This is a genomic window from Defluviimonas aquaemixtae, assembly GCF_900302475.1.
Classification (GTDB): Bacteria; Pseudomonadota; Alphaproteobacteria; order Rhodobacterales; family Rhodobacteraceae; genus Albidovulum; species Albidovulum aquaemixtae.
The window spans coordinates 1-15,921 of the sequence record NZ_OMOQ01000005.1 but is presented as its reverse complement, the minus strand read 5'-3'; the positions used below and the strand labels follow the sequence as shown (position 1 = coordinate 15,921).

The following is a 15,921-nucleotide window of genomic DNA, read 5'->3' as shown; positions in this document are numbered from 1 at the left end:
TCTCTCCTCAGCTTTCCGGAGGTGCGCCGCCCGCCGCGCTCCGCCGCACGATGAAGGCGGCAAGAGCCGCCTGCCGGTCCGGGTCGGGCGAAAAGCCTGGCGGTTCGTCAATCAGGCGCCGCCAGATGCCCGTCGCACGCTCACTCGCATCCTTCGCCCCGCGCTCCGTCCAGGTGCCGAAATTTGACCAGTCGGCGACGAGCGGTTCATAGAATGCCGTCGCGTAGCGCTCCATCGTATGGGCGCAGCCGAAGAAATGCCCGCCCGGCTGAACCTCGCGCAGAGCGTCGAGCGCGATGTCGGCGTCGGTGGCGGGCGTTTCCGCGCAAAGCTCCGCGAAGCTCTGTATGACCTCCAGATCGGTGATGAGCTTTTCGTAACTGACTGTCAGCCCGCCTTCGAGCCAGCCCGCGCCATGGATCAGGATCGTGGCCCCCGCCAACACCGCCCCCCAAGCGCCCATCTGGGTCTCGTTCGCCGCCTGCGCGTCGTTGACATTTGCCGCGCTCCCGGTCGCACAGCGCCACGGCAGGCCGAGCTTGCGGGCGAGCTGCCCTGCGCCGAGATTCGCCTTGACCTCCTCTGGCGTGCCGAAGGCGGGCGCGCCCGATTTCATGTCGACATTCGAGGCGAAGGCCCCGTAGCAGACCGGCGCGCCGGGCCGGACGAGCTGCGTCAGCGCGATCGCCGCCAGCGCCTCGGCATGGGAAAGCGTGAGCGCGCCCGCCACCGTCACCGGCGCCATCGCGCCCATCAGGCAGAAGGGTGTGACGACCGACATCTGCCCGGCCTTCGCGAAGTCGATCAGCCCCTGCGCCATCGGCACGTCCAACTGGCGCGGCGAGTTGGTGTTGATGATCGTGTAGCAGTGCGGCTTGGCCGCGAACTCCGCCTCCGTCAGTCCACGGAAATCGCGGATCATCTCGAAACAGTCCGCTACTTGCGGTGTGCCGCGCGAGAAGACGAAGGGGAACTTGTCCGACAGCGTCAACTGTGCCTCCGTCACCGCGTAGTGGCGCAGATGGACCGGCACGTCCTGCGGCTCCACGAGCGGGTTCAGCATGTGGAGGACGTCAAAATGCTGCGTCAGCCGAGTCAACTCGCGGTAGTCGCTGAGCGTCGCCGGGCGTCGCCCGCGCAGAAGATCGGTCGCGTGCGGCGCGCCCGCGCCCGACTGAATGGCGAGCGTGCCGAGTTCCATCACGAGGTCCCGGTCGCGCGATCCGGCGCGCAACGGGAAACTGCGGGGCGCGGAGGCGACGGCAGCCGCGACCATATCGCGCCCGATGCGGACCATCTGGCTTGCGTCGTCCACAATTGCGCCGCCCGCCCGGAAGATCGTCCGCGCCTCGGGCAGAAGCACCTTCATCCCCAGTTCTTCCAGAACCGTCAGCGCCGCTGCGTGGATCGCCTCCACCCGGTCCTCGGAAAAGACCGGCACCGGCGGGAAAGGGTTCCTGAGCCGCCGGTAGTCGACCGCGCGCGTCGGCCCGTCCTCCGCGCCGCCACGCCTTCGCCGCGCGCGGGTCGCGCTCATCCCCGCATCGCCTTGCCGTCGGGATCGTAGGGCGACGGCGCGAGCACGCGCGCCCGCCGCTCGACGCCGACGACATGGACGCTGAGTTCCGTGCCGACCTCCGCCTGCTCGCGGTTCACGAGCGCCATGGCGAGCGACGTCTGCAAATGGTGCCCGTAGCCGCCCGAGGTCACGAAACCGACCTTCTCGCCATTGGCCCAGACCGGCTCGAATCCACTCGCATCGGCGTTCTCCGCGTCCACTTCCAGCGTCACCTGGATCTGCGCCGGCCCGTTGCCGTCGCGCTCGGCCAGCGCCGCCTCCCGGCCGATGAATTCCTTCTCCCAATCGATCCAGCGGTCCATGCCGGTCATTCCCGCCGTGTAGCCTTGCGTGAACTCGCGGCTCCAGATGCCGAAGCTCTTTTCGAGCCGCGTCGACAGCATCGCGTTGAAGCCGCATTCGCGGATGCCCTGATCCGCGCCGGCCTTCAGAAGCATCCGGCGGAGCGCGACATGATCGCCATAGCGGCAGTTTATCTCGTAGCCCATCTCGCCCGTCACAGACATCCGTGCCACGCGGGCCCGGATAAGCCCCACGTCGAACGATCCGCAGCCCATGAAGGGCAGGGCGGAGATGTCGCCCTCCGCCACCTTCTCGATCACCGCCCGCGACTTCGGTCCGGCCAGGCCGAAGCCGCAGACCTCCTCGCCCAGATCGCGGACGCTGACGCCGTCCTCCAGATGATCCCGGAACCACCGAATATGCCAGGCGCGCAGGTAGTAGGACCCCATGATCCACCACGTTCCGTCGCCCCAGTTCAGGACCGTCAGATCGCCCTTGAGCTTGCCCGTCTCACTCAGCATCGGCGCGAGCCGCGCGCGGCCCGGCCCTGGCAGCTTACTCGCCATCAGACGGTTCAGCCAGGCCTCCGCTTTCGGCCCCGTCACTTCGTAGCGCGAGAAGCCGGTGATATCGAGAAGCCCCACGCCCTCGCGGATCGCCGTGCATTCCTCGGCGACAACCTCATGCGCGTTCGACCGCTTCAGCGTCGGCACCTCCTCGAACCCCTTCGGCGCGAAATAAAGCGGCACTTCCAGGTCCCAGCTCACCCCCCACTTGCACCCCGCCTCCGTCATCGCGTCATGCGCAGGCGCCATCTTCAGAGGCCGCCCGGCGGGCAGCTGTTCGTTGGGATAGGTCATCACGAAGCGGCGCGAATAGAACTGGCCCGTCGTCTCGCGGATATAGCGCCGGTTCTGCGCGTAATCCCCGTAGCGCGCGACATCCATGCCGTAGACATCGGCCTCAGGCTCGCCGTGGATCATCCATTCTGCCAAGGACTTGCCGACGCCACCCCCTTGCAGGAACCCCGCCATGACCGCGCAGGCGCACCAGTAGCCCTTCTTGCCCGACACCGGGCCAACGAGCGGGTTGCCGTCCGGCGAGAAGGTGAAGGCGCCGTTGACCCAGGTCTTGACGCCCACGTCCTGCAAGGCCGGATAGCGCTCGAACCCCATCACCAGCTCTTTCTCGATCCGGTCGGTCTGCTCCTGAAAGAGCTCCATCCCGTAGTCCCAGGGCGCGCCATCCATCGCCCAATGCTCGTGGTCGATCTCGTAGATGCCGAGCAGCAGGCCCTTCTGGTCCTGCCGCATATAGGTGAACCCTTCGAGATCGACCGTCATGGGCACCTCGAAGTCGAGCTTCTCCAGCGCGGGGATCGTGTCGGAGACGAGGTAATGGTGCTTGAGCGGGCTGACCGGCAGCTCGATCCCCGCCATGCGACCGACCTGCTTGGCCCAGAGCCCGGCGGCGTTGACGACGTGTTCGCAGGTCACATCGCCCTTCTCCGTCACCACCTTCCAGCCGTCACGCAACTGGTGCAACTCCAGCACCCGGTTGTGCTCGATCACCGTCGCGCCGCGCTTCTTGGCGGCGGCGGCGTAGGCATGGACGGTGCCCGTCGTGTCGATATAGCCCTCGCGGTCGGCCCACATGCCGCCGAGAAGCGCGTCTGTCGACATGATCGGGCAAAGCTCCTGCGCCTCCTTGGGCGTCACCAGCCGGCAATCCTCGATCCCGATCGACTGGAAGACCCGGTAGGCCGATTGCAGCCATTCCCAGCGGTCGGGCGTGCCCGCCATCGTCAGCCCGCCGGTCATGTGCAGCCCGATATTGACGCCACTTTCCTTCTCGATCTCGCTCAGAAGGTCGATCGTATAGGCCTGCAGCGCCGCGATGTTCGGGTCGGCGTTCAGGGCATGGATGCCGCCTGCCGCGTGCCAGCTCGACCCCGCCGTCAGAATCGACCTTTCGACTAGCGCGACGTCGGTCCAGCCGAACTTCGCCAAGTGATAAAGTACCGAGGAGCCAACGACGCCTCCACCGATCACGACGGCCCTGTAGTGAGATTTCATCCCCGGCCTCCCGAATCCGCCTGTCCCGAAGAGATTACGAACGGTCGGGCGATCTGTATAGACATAAGTGTCCAGACGTGTCGCGTGACGACCCGCCTCTGCCCGCCGCCCGTCGGAGAAAGGGTATGCCGCGCGACAATCCGCACATGACGGGCGATTTTCTTGACTAACAGTCGATGGGCCATTTGATGGCCTATTGATGTATCTTGGCCCGCACTCAAGCTTTGGAAAAGTGTAGCCTGATCGCAAATGAAGGAGGGCTTCCATGAATACCCCGCCAAACCGGCAGAGCGGCTACTACGCGTCGGATCTCTGCGATCTGAGCGAGTTCGCATCCCTCGTTGCGCGCCAGATGGCCCCGGCAGAGGTGCCGAACGCCTCGGATATCCAGCAAAACATCCCGGCCTATGAGGTTCCGGCCCTGGCGGATCGACTAGAAGACCCGAACGAGCGCAGGACGCTGATGGCCGAATGGGCGTCGGTCCTGAACGGCGGTGCTGGCGTGTTCGTGCTGATGCAGGCGCAGCCGGATCACGGCGCGATCGACGACGCGACAACCGCATACGAGCAGATGATCGCCGAGGAAAAGCGGGCCGGACGCGACGGGGCCGATCACTTCGCCACGGCGGGCAGCAATGACCGGATCTGGAATTCGCTGCAAAAGCTCTGCCTTGCAGCCCCCGAGACCTTCGTCCGGTATTTCGACTCTCCTGCGATGGACGCGGCGTCCGAAGCCTGGCTTGGACCGAACTATCAGATGACGGCACAGGTCAACCTCGTCCATCCGGGCGGCAAGGCGCAACAGGCCCATCGCGATTATCACCTGGGCTTTCAGACCGCCGAGGTCAGCGCCACGTACCCCGCACATGTCCATGTCCTGTCGCCGCTGATGACCCTGCAGGGCGGTCTCGCCCACTGCGACATGACGATAGAAAGCGGTCCGACGAAGCTGCTTCCGTTCTCGCAGCTCTATCGCCCCGGCTATGCGGCCTGGCGGCGCGATGATTTCCGCGCCTACTTCGAAGAGAACTACGTTCAGCTACCGCTGCGGAAAGGCGATGCGATCTTCTTCAATCCCGCGCTGTTTCACGCCGCCGGGGAAAACCGCAGCGCGGAAGTCCACCGCATGGTGAACTTGCTGCAGGTATCGTCAGCCTTTGGACGCGCGATGGAAAGCGTAGATCGCGTGGCCATGTGCAAGGCGCTCTATGCCCCGCTCTATGCGGCCTGGGACGCCGGCGATCTTTCAGAGGCCGGGCTCGATGCGGTGATCGCTTCGTCCGCCGAAGGCTATTCCTTTCCGACTAACCTCGACACTGACCCGCCGGTCGCGGGGCTCGCGCCCGAGTCGCAGGCCGCGTTGCTCAGGAAATCGGTTCTGGCGCGACTGCCCGAGGATCAGGTGACTGCCCTTCTGGACCAACAGGCCGCGCGAAAGCGGGCGTGAAGCAAAACCGCATCGATTGTTGTGCACAATGTGGGCACGCGCCGCGCCATGCCGACGTGGCATAGTAAACGCGGAGAAGAGCACCACCGCTTTCGAAGCTGTCAATGAAAAGGCCCGCCAGTCGGCGGGCCATTCACGGGTTCGAAGAGCTTGGCTAGTTCTCCAGCTAGCCCTGAAACCTTAATCTCTCAGAGCTTCTCGATCAGTTCCGGCACGGCGGTGAAGAGGTCGGCGACCAGGCCGTAATCGGCCACCTGGAAGATCGGTGCCTCCTCGTCCTTGTTGATCGCGACGATGACCTTCGAATCCTTCATGCCAGCCAGGTGCTGGATCGCGCCGGAGATGCCGACCGCCACGTAGAGCTGCGGAGCCACGACCTTGCCGGTCTGGCCGACCTGCCAATCGTTCGGCGCGTAGCCTGAATCGACCGCGGCGCGGGATGCGCCCACGGCCGCGCCGAGCTTGTCGGCAAGCTTCTCGATCAGGTGGAAGTCGTCCTTCGAGCCGACGCCGCGGCCGCCCGAGACGACGATGCCGGCCGAGGTCAGCTCGGGCCGGTCCGAGGCCGCCACCTTGTCCTCGACCCATTCCGAAAGGCCGGGATTGTCTGTCGCCGAGATAGTCTCGACCGGGGCCGAGCCGCCGTCGCCCGCCGGATCGAACGTCGACGTGCGGGCCGAGACGACCTTTATCTTGTCCGATGACTTCACGGTCTGGATCGCATTGCCGGCATAGATTGGCCGCTCGAATGTCTCGCCATCGACCACGCCCGAGACGTCCGAGATCACCATCACGTCGAGAAGCGCCGCAACGCGCGGCAGTACGTTCTTTGCATCGGTCGTCGCAGGCGCGACGATATGAGTGTAGTCGCCCGCGAGCTTCGCGATCAGCGCCGCCGTCGGTTCGGCCAGCCGATGCCCGAGCGAGGGGTCCTCGGCGCACAAGACCTTCTTCACGCCGTCGAGCTTCGCCGCCTCGGCCGCAGCGTCGGCAGCCTTGGCACCGGCGCAGAGCACCGTCACCTCGCCGAGCATCTTTGCCGCCGTGAGCGCCTTTGCGGTGGCATCGACCGAAAGCTGGCCGTCGGTCACTTCGCCAAGAAGAAGAACAGCCATCAGAGCACCCCCGCTTCGTCCTTGAGTTTCTGAATCAGCTCGTCAACCGAGCCCACCTTCACGCCCGCCTTGCGGCCCGCCGGCTCCGTCGTCTTGACGATGGTCAGGCGCGGCGCGACATCGACGCCGTAGTCGGCGGCGGTCTTCTCGTCCAACGGCTTCTTCTTCGCCTTCATGATGTTCGGCAGCGAGGCATAGCGCGGTTCGTTCAGGCGCAGATCGACGGTCACGACGGCCGGCATCTTGACCTTGATCGTCTGCAGTCCGCCATCGACTTCGCGCGTGACGACCGCGTGGTCGCCTTCGAGGTTAAGTTCGGATGCGAAGGCCGCCTGGCTCCAGCCGAGAAGCGCCGAAAGCATCTGGCCCGTCGCGTTCATGTCGTTGTCGATCGCCTGCTTGCCGCAGATCACGAGGCCCGGCTTCTCTTCATCGACGACCGCCTTGAGAAGCTTCGCAACAGCGAGAGGCTCGATGTCGCTATGCACGTCGTCGGCCGCGACGATCAGGATCGCGCGGTCCGCGCCCATCGCCAGAGCGGTGCGAAGCGTCTCTTGCGCCTGCTTCACGCCGATCGAGACCACGACGATTTCTTCCGCCGCGCCTTTCTCCTTCAACCGGATCGCCTCTTCGACGGCGATCTCGTCGAAGGGGTTCATCGACATCTTGACGTTGGCGAGATCGACACCCGATCCGTCCGCCTTCACGCGGACCTTCACGTTGTAGTCGATCACGCGCTTCACAGGCACAAGCACCTTCATGTTCGCGATCTCCCTCAAACCTACACCGCCCCGCGAGGGCGGCAAGACAATCTCTCGGGTGTCCCCTTAGCGGTTCTGCGGCGGCGAAAACAGTGTAAAATCGACGCGGTTTGTCGCACCGACGCCACGTTGCCGCATGGCGCCGAGCCATATCGGGCCGCGCCGCACATCCGCGGTCAGATCCAAAGGAGAGCGATCATGGAAAAGGTGAACGGTATTGGAGGCTTCTTCTTTCGGGCCGAGGACCCGGAGCGCCTCGCGGCCTGGTATCTTGAACATCTTGGGATAGATCGCGTGCCCGGGGACTACGAGACGCCGCCCTGGCGGCAGGAGGCGGGTGCGACTGTCTTCGCGCCGTTCGAGAAGGTCACCGAATATTTCGGCAGCCGAGAGAAGGCCTATATGCTGAACTTCCGCGTCAAGGACCTCGACGCGATGATCGCCCAGCTTGAAGCGGCGGGGATCGAAGTGCGCCGCGACCCGGATTCGCCCTATCCGAACGGCCGTTTCGCCTGGCTAAACGATCCCGAGGGCAATCCGATCGAGCTTTGGGAGCCAGCCTGAGCGGAGGCGAATTCGATGAACCACCTTTGGATCAACTGCGATCAAGACGCTGCATGCGGCCCGTGACATTCTGAAAGCCGCGACTTGTAACGAGGTCCCCATGGCGCTGGTCGAGAAGGTGATCTGGTATGTGGAGAGCCATCTGGACGATGACCTCAGCCTTGCGGGGATCGCCGGACTTCACGGTGTCACCCCGTCGCATCTGGCGCGTGCCTTCGTCGCCGCGACCGGCACGTCGCTATTGCGCTATGTCCGCCGGCGCCGGCTTTCGCGCGCACTCGCGAGGCTTGCCGCGCGGGAGGGGAACGTGGTGCAGGTCGCTCTCGATGCGGGGTACGGCTCGCATGAGGCTTTCACGCGTGCCTTTCGTTCCGAGTTCGGCATGCCACCCTCATCTGCGCAGGCTCTGGGCAATAGCGCCCACCTGCCGGCGCTTGATCCGAAGGATTTCGACATGACCACCCAGGTTCAACTGCCAGACCCCGTGACGAAATCCTGCCCGGCCCGCCATTTTGTAGGACTGCAGGCACGCTATTCGGCGGCCACCCGGCCAGGAATCCCAGGCCAGTGGGCGCGGTTCAACACCGAGGATCCGGAGTTCGAGGGACAGCTGCCCGGCGCAGGCTACGGCGTGGTGCACGGCTTCACAGATGACGGCGAATGGAACTACCTCTGCGGCAACGAGGTGAAGCGGCCGATCCCCGTGCCGAACGGCTACACTGCCGTTACGGTACCGGCCGCCGTCTATGCCGTCTTTTCGGCGAAGGAGCACATCGCCGCCATTGATCAGGTCATGACGGGCATCCTCGACTGGATCGCGGCGTGGGATCGCGAGCTGGCCGAAGGCGCGACGCTTGAGCGGTACGGGCCGGAATTCGATCCGAAGACCGGCGGCGGAGGCTTCGAAGTCTGGGTACCGATAGCGGCGCACGGATGAGACGATTGAGGGCCAACCCCGACATCCGGGCGGCGTTGGAGTGCCGCCCCGCTACCGGTTCGCGCCGGGAACCCACAGGACGTCGGCGCGGCCATCGTCGTTCGCCATGCGTGCGGCGACGAAGAGCCAGTCTGACAGCCGGTTGAGATATTTCAACGCGGCGGGATTGACTGGTTCGCCCTTCGCAAGTTCGACCGTCAGCCGCTCGGCCCGGCGAGAGACGGTGCGGGCGAGATGCAGATGCGCCGAAAGCGCCGATCCTCCGGGCAGGATGAAGCTGCGCAACGGCTCCAGCTTTGCATTCATCGCGTCGATCTCGGATTCGAGCCGGCCAACTTGCGCGTCCACCATCCGCAGCACCGGATATCCCGCCTCTCCATCGTTCTCCATGTCCGGCCGGCAGAGATCGGCGCCGAGGTCGAAGAGATCGTTCTGAATGCGCGCCAGCGCCCGATCCACTTCGCCTTCCGCGTGAAGCCGGGCGAGGCCGAGGACCGAATTGGTTTCGTCCACCGTGCCGTAGGCCGCGACGCGCACGGCATGTTTGGCCACCCGCTTTCCGTCGCCGAGCGCGGTTTCGCCCGCGTCTCCGGTCTTGGTGTAGATCTTGTTCAGGACGACCATTCCTAGCCCCCGCGGCCCGAGAATATGACAAATATCAGGATCAATGCCACGGCAATCGCCTGCGCGATGATCCGGTAGCGCATGATCCGGTTGGCGTGCTTGCGGTTAAAGTCGCCGCCCTTGGCGAAACCACCTATGCCGATCATCAGGATCACCAGCACGACCAGGCAGGCGCCTGCCGCGATAAGGAATAGCGGGTCCTTGGTCATGCCTGTCTCCCTTGCTTGACGCGGTTCTACAGTGCCGACACGCGGGACGCCAGCACGCCGATCCGGCCGTCCATCACAATTGCGGGGCTCAGCCGCGCGCGATCAGCCAGTCGAGCGCGCGGAAGGGAAGGATGCGGCGTGCGATGTCCATGAAATAGGTGGGCAGGGTCACGAAGTAGCGCGGCTTCGGATTGGGGCTGTCGAGTGCCCGGATGAGCTTTGCCGTGACCGCTGCCGGCGGCAGTTCGAACTGGTCCGGTGGGCGCTCCTCGTAGAGCCGTTTCAGAAGGGTCTTCTGGTACTGCTCTTTGCGGGGCGAGTTCTTCCAGTCGATCCAGCGTTCGAAATGCGGGATAGAGTTGACTCGGATCCTCGAGGTAATCGGGCCCGGCTCGATCAGGATAATCCGGACCGGCGTGTCGGCCATTTCGAGCCTGAGAACGTCGGTCAGCCCCTCCATCGCGTATTTCGTCGCCACGTAGGCGCCGCGCCACCGCATCGGCACGAAGCCGAGAACGGAAGAACAGTTGACGATACGCCCGTGTCCTTGGCTGCGCATGATCGGGATCACCCGGCGCGTCAGCTCGTGATAGCCGAAGAGATTCGTCTCGAAGATTTCGCGCAGCGCCTCTGTCGGCAAATCCTCGACCGCGCCCGGACAGCCGTAGGCACCATTGTTGAACACCGCGTCGAGCGTGCCGCCCGTGCGCCTCAGCGCTTCTTCGAAAGCGGCGGCGACGCTGTTGGTGTCGGAATAGTCAAGGCGGAAACTCTCAAGGCCTTCGTCCCGCAGGCGCGCGCAGTCTTCGTCCTTGCGGCAGGTGGCAAAGACCTGCCAGCCCGCGCGCTTCAGACCATGCGCAGCGTCATAGCCGATGCCCGATGAACAGCCTGTGATCAGGATGCTTTTTGACATGCCGTCTCCCGCCTCGGTCTCTGCCTAGGCGGTTTTCGCTGGTCTGGCAATCCGGACGGACTAACGGGCGACAAACGCACGCGCCGGACACTATTCGGAGAGGCTTGCGGTCTGCGCCTGAGCGGTGGAGACAGGCGCGGTCCTGACGCTCACGCCAAGCTGAAATAGCACCAATACTAGAGACACAAAAACCACTACACGGAACATCAGAACCCCCTTGTGACGCCCCTTTAATACACAACCCACAGTCCCGCCGAACGGGGAAAACCGGCTGTGTTCTCCCCCGAGCGCCATATTCCGGCTGGACCGGCACACGCGGGCGATTTACACCACATCCATGAGCAGTGACAACGACGACCGCAACATTCAGCCTGAGACTGTGGCCGAACCGCTATCCCGCGCGATCGGCGAACGATATCTCACCTACGCGCTCTCGACGATCATGCACCGCGCGCTCCCGGACGCGCGCGACGGGCTGAAGCCGGTTCACCGACGAATCCTCTACGCGATGCGGGAGCTGAAGCTCAGCTCGACCGGGGGGTTCCGAAAGTCCGCAAAGATCTCGGGCGATGTGATGGGTAACTACCACCCCCACGGCGACGCCGCGATCTATGATGCGATGGCGCGGCTCGCGCAGGATTTCAACGTCCGATACCCGCTTGTCGACGGGCAAGGCAACTTTGGCAATATCGACGGCGATAACCCGGCAGCCAGCCGTTATACCGAGGCGCGGCTGACCGCCGCCGCGGAGGCGCTGATGGAAGGGCTCGCGGAGAATGCGGTCGACTTCCGCCCGAACTACGACGGCACGCTCGAGGAACCGATCGTGCTGCCTGCCGCCTTCCCGAACCTCTTGGCCAACGGTGCGTCGGGCATCGCGGTTGGGATGGCGACGAACATCCCGCCCCATAACCTCGACGAATTGGTCGAGGCCTGCATCCATTTGGCGAAGGCGAAGAACTCCGAGCTTGTCCGGGACGACACACTCATCGAGATGGTCAAAGGGCCCGACTTCCCGACCGGCGGCGTGATGGTGGAGCCGCAGGAGGCGATCCGCGAGGCGTACCTGACCGGAAGGGGCAGCTTCCGGACGCGCGCGCGTTGGGCGGTCGAGGATCAGGGCCGCGGGACGTGGACGATCGTCGTGACCGAGATTCCCTACCAGGTTCAGAAATCCAAGCTGATCGAACGCCTCGCCGAGGTTATCCAGACCAAGAAGGTCCCGCTTCTCGCCGATGTCCGCGACGAGAGCGCCGACGACATCCGAATCGTCCTCGAGCCGCGGTCGAAGAACGTCGATCCCGAAATGCTGATGGGGATGCTGTTCCGCAACTCCGACCTGGAGACGCGGTTTTCACTTAACATGAACGTGCTGATCGATGGGCGGGTGCCCAAGGTCTGCTCGCTGAAGGAGGTGCTGCGGGCCTTCCTCGATCACCGACGCGACGTCTTGATCCGCCGCTCGAAGCACCGGATGGACAAGATCGACCACCGGCTGGAGGTGCTCGAAGGCTTCATCACTGCCTTCCTGAACCTCGACCGCGTGATCGACATTATCCGCTACGACGCCGATCCCAAGGCGGCGCTCATGGCGGAGGACTGGGGCCGCAAGCAGGCGCGCGCGACATCCGAGCATGACTATGTCTCGCCTATGGCGCTGCCCCATTCCGAGGACGGGCTTTCCGAGGTGCAGGTCGAGGCGATCCTTAACATGCGGCTGCGCAGCTTGCGCAAGCTCGAGGAGATGGAACTTCTAAAAGAGCAGGACGCGCTGATGCGCGAGCGCGCGGAACTCGACGACCTTCTGAATGACGACGGGCTTCAGTGGAAGAAGATCGCGGGCGAATTGCGCGAGATGCAGAAGCAGTTCGGCAAGGATGCCGCTGGTGGCGCACGGCGCACTACCTTCGCCGAGGCGGGCGAGGTCGAGGAGGTGCCTTTGGAGGCGATGATCGAGCGTGAGCCGATCACCGTCATCTGCTCGAAGATGGGTTGGATCCGGGCGATGAAAGGGCACCAGCCGCTGGATGCCGAGGTCAAGTTCAAGGACGGAGACGAGGGCCGTTTCGTCTTCCACGCGGAGACGACGGACAAGATACTGCTCGCGGGCTCGAATGGCCGCTTCTACACGCTGCTCGGTGCAAACCTGCCGGGCGGGCGCGGCATGGGCGAGCCGGTGCGCCTGATAGTCGATCTGCCGAACGAGGCCGACGTCACGACGCTTATCATCCACCGTCCGGGCGAGAAATTTGTCGTTGCATCCAGCGATGGCAACGGCTTCGTTGTCCCGGCGGACGAGGTCGTCGCGCAGACCCGCGCGGGCAAGCAGGTGATGAATTTCGGTGGCGAGGCTCGCATGATCGCCTGCCGAAAGGTGACCGGCGATCATGTCGCCGTGATATCCCGGAATCGCAAATTTCTTGCATTTCCGCTCATGGACTTGCCAGAAATGGGGCGTGGGAAGGGCGTTCGCTTGCAGAAATACAACATGGCGCGTGGTCGTCAGGGTGTTCTGGAACTCGACGGCGGGCTCTCCGATATCACGACCTTCACGTTGGCCGAGGGGCTGAGTTGGACGATGCCCAACGGCAATACGCGCACCGAAACCGGGATCGCGGACTGGATCGCGCGCCGCGCGGGCGTGGGTAAGTCACCGCCGCACGGTTTTCCGCGCGACAACAGGTTCACCTGAGAATGAGCGCGTCCCGCGCGGGGCATCGAACCCCGCGCAGGCGACTGCCTCGCGGATCGTGGGGTGGGCTCGACCCCACCTCGGGTGACACCGTGCCACCGGCGCGTGCACCCTCAGGAATAGAGCGCCGGCACCCCTAAACGCGAATGGATGTTGTTCGCCTGCCGCTGGTCGAGGTCCATCGCGCCGGCGAGCTGATGGAGGTATTGCGCCTCGTTCCGGTTATCGAGGTCGATTGCCATGAGTGACATCGCATAGACCTACGCCTCGAGCCCGCGCGGGACTTGACGCGCGAGTCCCTGTACGTCGATCGGCTTGGATAGTTCGCTTTCGACGAAGCGCCACTCTTCGGCCGAGACGCTACCGAGATTGCCAAGGAGCTTCTTCTGCTCTGCCGCGTCGATCTTTCCGTCGGACTTCGCCGCCTGGATTATGGCGCTCAGCATTGGGCCGGCCGCCGCATCCTGTTCGCGCTTGGGCCGGACGTTCGGCTCTCCGCGACTGCCGAACGACTGGTTCAGGATCTCGCCGAAGCTTCCGCGCCGTCCCGCTGCGCCTCCGGCAATGCCGCCGAGAATCCCGCCGAGGATGTCGCCGAGCCCGCCGATCAGATCGTCGAGCCCGTCCGCCCGTCCGCGCGTCGTCGTCCCGCCGCCGGCGCGTGGTCGCCGAGCTCATCAAGGAAATCGCCGAGCTCGCCGCCCGAACTGCCGAGGAGGCCGCCATCACCACGGCCCGTTCCACCGCTCTGGCGCGCATCGCGGCCGCCGAGAATATCAACCATAATGCCTTTGAGCCCGCCTGGGGGCTGCGCGCCACCCGCTCCGGCGCCGAGGGCCCCGCCACTGCGCTTCAGCATGCCGCCGACACCCTTGGCCACGGCGAGTCCAATGGCGATCTTCGCGAGCGTTCCCATGAGACTCACACCGAATTCCCATCCCGTTGATTCACATGCCGTAGCCTAGGCTGGCGGCCGGGCCGGATTGAGGGGAACTATTGGCTAAACCGCTCAGGCATCGGCGACGTTCAACCAGACGCCGCCCTCCGGACGGAGCGTCACGATCAACACCGGTTTCGGCTCGCGCCCCGTCACCTGCGAGAAGCGAAACCGCGACAGCAGCGTGGCGAGCACGATCACGGCCTCCTGCAGCGCGAAGGAGGCGCCGATGCAGATTCGGGGGCCGCCGCCGAAGGGCAGATAGGCGAAGCGGTCGATCGCGCCGGCATCGGCGAAGCGGTCGGGGTCAAAGCGGTCGGGGTTCGGCCAAAGCTTGTGGCTGCGGTGCAGCGCGTAAATCGGAAGCATCACCGTGTCGCCCGGCCGGACCTCGCGCCCGCAGAGCGTATCATGCGCCTTTGCGGTGCGCGACAGGAAGGCCGCGGGCGGATAGAGCCTGAGCGCCTCATCGACGATCTGCCGGCAGTAGCCGAGCTTCGGCAGGTCCTCGACCGTCGCAGCCCGTCCACCGAGCGCCGCCTGCGCCTCCTCCCGCGCCCGTGCCTGGACCGCCGGATCGAAGGCGCAGAGATAGAGCGACCAGGCAAGCGACAGGGCCGTCGTCTCGTGCCCGGCGACGATGAAGGCGAGCAGGTTGTCGCGCAGTTCCGCGGTGTTCATGCGCCGCTTCGTCTCGGGATCTTCGCCCTCGAGCAGCAGGTCGAGAAGGTCGGGGATGGGCCGCGCGCCGGTCTCGCGCCGTCTGTCGATCGCCCGGTCGGCCATCGTCTTCATCTCGCGCATCGCGCGGCCGGCAAAAAGGCGCGAGGGGCGTGGCACCCACATCGGCGCGCCGATGATGTCGAGGAACGACACGCGCGCGGTCGAGGCGATGTAGTCGCCGATCGCGACGTGGACCGCGTCGCGGTCGAAGGCCTCGTCGCCCGAGAAGGTCACGTCCGAGATCACCTCGAAGGTCGCCGTCACCATCTCCTCGAAGAGGTCGGCCGCGCGCCCGAATTGCGCCGCGATGCGCTCCGCCGCGCGTTCGGCCGCTGCCGTCATCACCGGCGCGAGCGCCTGGACATGCCGGACCGAGAAGGCGGGCGCCGCCGCCCGGCGCTGCCAGAGCCAGTGCGCGCCCTCGGCGATGAACAGGCTGTCGCCGATCGCGGGCTTGAGGATCAGCTTCGTGACGTCGGATTTCGGATAGTCCTCAACCCGGTCCTTCAGGATGCGCCGGTTTGCGCCGGGGTCCATCACCATGTGCCAGCGCTTGACCGTCCGGCCCGAGACCATCGGCTGGCGGGTCGCGATCTCCGGGATCAACTCCAGCACGTTGCGCCGTCCGGTCCTGAGGCTCGCCATCACGCCGAGCGGCGTGTTGGCGAGGGGGACCCGGGCGGGTATGGCGATGGTCTCGGAACCGTCCATGTCGCGATCCTTTCCCGGACAATATAGAGGCCCGCCGCGCGGCCTCCAAGGCAGGTGGCCCGTGTAGGCCGGCGCCTCCGGCGCATTTCACGGGCGTCGAGGGGCGCCGCCGGTGGTCGGAACGCCAACAGGCGCTTGATTTTTCCCCTGTCTGCCGATACCCAGCGCCCGATGTTGACACGGGGGGCCACGGCCCTCCCCAGACCATGAGGCGCCCGCGAAATGGCAAAGGCAAAGTTTGAACGGACGAAACCGCATGTGAACGTTGGCACGATCGGCCACGTTGACCACGGCAAGACGACGCTGACGGCTGCGATCACGAAGTATTACGGTGACTTCAAGGCCTATG

14 protein-coding genes and 1 pseudogene are annotated in these 15,921 nt (G+C 65.0%); 5 read left to right on the top strand and 10 right to left on the bottom strand.

Going from position 1 to position 15,921, the window contains the following annotated elements; translation table 11 throughout:
- Positions 1-7: 7 nt before the first annotated feature.
- Positions 8-1,537, bottom strand: coding sequence for a trimethylamine methyltransferase family protein (locus DEA8626_RS18985; protein ID WP_108854827.1), 1,530 nt, complete (start codon positions 1,535-1,537; stop codon positions 8-10).
- The gene (locus DEA8626_RS18980) at positions 1,534-3,936 is read right to left on the bottom strand and encodes a GcvT family protein (protein ID WP_108854826.1); all 2,403 of its coding nucleotides are present in this window, start codon (positions 3,934-3,936) and stop codon (positions 1,534-1,536) included. The genes DEA8626_RS18985 and DEA8626_RS18980 overlap by 4 nt, the downstream gene beginning before the upstream one ends.
- A 265-nt stretch (positions 3,937-4,201) precedes the next feature.
- Between DEA8626_RS18980 and DEA8626_RS18975 the strand changes: the two genes are divergently transcribed.
- Positions 4,202-5,383 carry a phytanoyl-CoA dioxygenase family protein gene (locus tag DEA8626_RS18975; protein WP_108854825.1) on the top strand — a complete coding sequence of 394 codons (1,182 nt, stop codon included), beginning with the start codon at positions 4,202-4,204 and terminating at the stop codon, positions 5,381-5,383.
- A gap of 188 nt (positions 5,384-5,571) precedes the next feature.
- Here the strand turns inward: DEA8626_RS18975 and DEA8626_RS18970 are convergent, their stop codons facing one another.
- Both DEA8626_RS18970 and DEA8626_RS18965 read right to left on the bottom strand, forming a co-directional pair.
- Positions 5,572-6,498 (bottom strand): electron transfer flavoprotein subunit alpha/FixB family protein, encoded by a 927-nt coding sequence (locus DEA8626_RS18970; RefSeq protein WP_108854824.1) that lies wholly within the window; start codon positions 6,496-6,498, stop codon positions 5,572-5,574.
- Positions 6,498-7,259: an electron transfer flavoprotein subunit beta/FixA family protein gene (locus tag DEA8626_RS18965; protein ID WP_108854823.1), complete on the bottom strand. Its 762-nt coding sequence runs from the start codon at positions 7,257-7,259 to the stop codon at positions 6,498-6,500. Before DEA8626_RS18965 ends, DEA8626_RS18970 begins: the two co-directional genes overlap by 1 nt.
- Before the next feature lie 198 nt (positions 7,260-7,457).
- Here DEA8626_RS18965 and DEA8626_RS18960 point away from each other — a divergent pair, with 198 nt between their 5' ends.
- Positions 7,458-7,823 carry a VOC family protein gene (locus DEA8626_RS18960; protein ID WP_108854822.1) on the top strand — a complete coding sequence of 122 codons (366 nt, stop codon included), beginning with the start codon at positions 7,458-7,460 and terminating at the stop codon, positions 7,821-7,823.
- A 100-nt stretch (positions 7,824-7,923) separates the two neighbouring features.
- Positions 7,924-8,760, top strand: coding sequence for an AraC family transcriptional regulator (locus tag DEA8626_RS18955; protein ID WP_108854821.1), 837 nt, complete (start codon positions 7,924-7,926; stop codon positions 8,758-8,760).
- A gap of 51 nt (positions 8,761-8,811) precedes the next feature.
- Here DEA8626_RS18955 and DEA8626_RS18950 read toward each other — a convergent pair whose 3' ends face one another.
- The 3 genes from DEA8626_RS18950 to DEA8626_RS18940 all read right to left on the bottom strand — a co-directional run bounded on the left by DEA8626_RS18950 (position 8,812) and on the right by DEA8626_RS18940 (position 10,509).
- Entirely contained in the window at positions 8,812-9,384 is a 573-nt protein-coding gene (locus DEA8626_RS18950) for a cob(I)yrinic acid a,c-diamide adenosyltransferase (RefSeq protein WP_108854820.1), read from the bottom strand.
- A 2-nt stretch (positions 9,385-9,386) separates the two neighbouring features.
- A complete protein-coding gene (locus DEA8626_RS18945) occupies positions 9,387-9,593 on the bottom strand; it encodes a twin transmembrane helix small protein (RefSeq protein WP_108854819.1) in 207 nt (68 codons plus the stop codon).
- A gap of 88 nt (positions 9,594-9,681) precedes the next feature.
- Positions 9,682-10,509, bottom strand: coding sequence for an SDR family NAD(P)-dependent oxidoreductase (locus DEA8626_RS18940; RefSeq protein WP_108854818.1), 828 nt, complete (start codon positions 10,507-10,509; stop codon positions 9,682-9,684).
- A gap of 337 nt (positions 10,510-10,846) precedes the next feature.
- On the opposite strand from DEA8626_RS18940, the gene DEA8626_RS18935 reads away from it, so the two are divergent.
- Positions 10,847-13,201, top strand: a complete 2,355-nt coding sequence (locus tag DEA8626_RS18935) for a DNA topoisomerase IV subunit A (RefSeq protein ID WP_108854817.1) — start codon at positions 10,847-10,849, stop codon at positions 13,199-13,201.
- 113 nt (positions 13,202-13,314) lie between these two features.
- Here the strand turns inward: DEA8626_RS18935 and DEA8626_RS21490 are convergent.
- From DEA8626_RS21490 to DEA8626_RS18915, 3 genes and pseudogenes are all read right to left on the bottom strand, one after another.
- Positions 13,315-13,779 (bottom strand): annotated as a pseudogene (locus DEA8626_RS21490) (DUF533 domain-containing protein).
- Positions 13,780-13,808: 29 nt separating this feature from the next.
- On the bottom strand, positions 13,809-14,126 hold the full coding sequence (locus DEA8626_RS21180; RefSeq protein ID WP_181366525.1) for a hypothetical protein: 318 nt from the start codon (positions 14,124-14,126) through the stop codon (positions 13,809-13,811).
- Between the two features lie 84 nt (positions 14,127-14,210).
- Positions 14,211-15,572, bottom strand: coding sequence for a cytochrome P450 (locus DEA8626_RS18915; RefSeq protein WP_108854814.1), 1,362 nt, complete (start codon positions 15,570-15,572; stop codon positions 14,211-14,213).
- A 222-nt stretch (positions 15,573-15,794) separates the two neighbouring features.
- Between DEA8626_RS18915 and DEA8626_RS18910 the strand changes: the two genes are divergently transcribed.
- Positions 15,795-15,921: GTP-binding protein (locus DEA8626_RS18910; RefSeq protein ID WP_245890935.1), on the top strand; the 127-nt coding region annotated here is incomplete at its 3' end.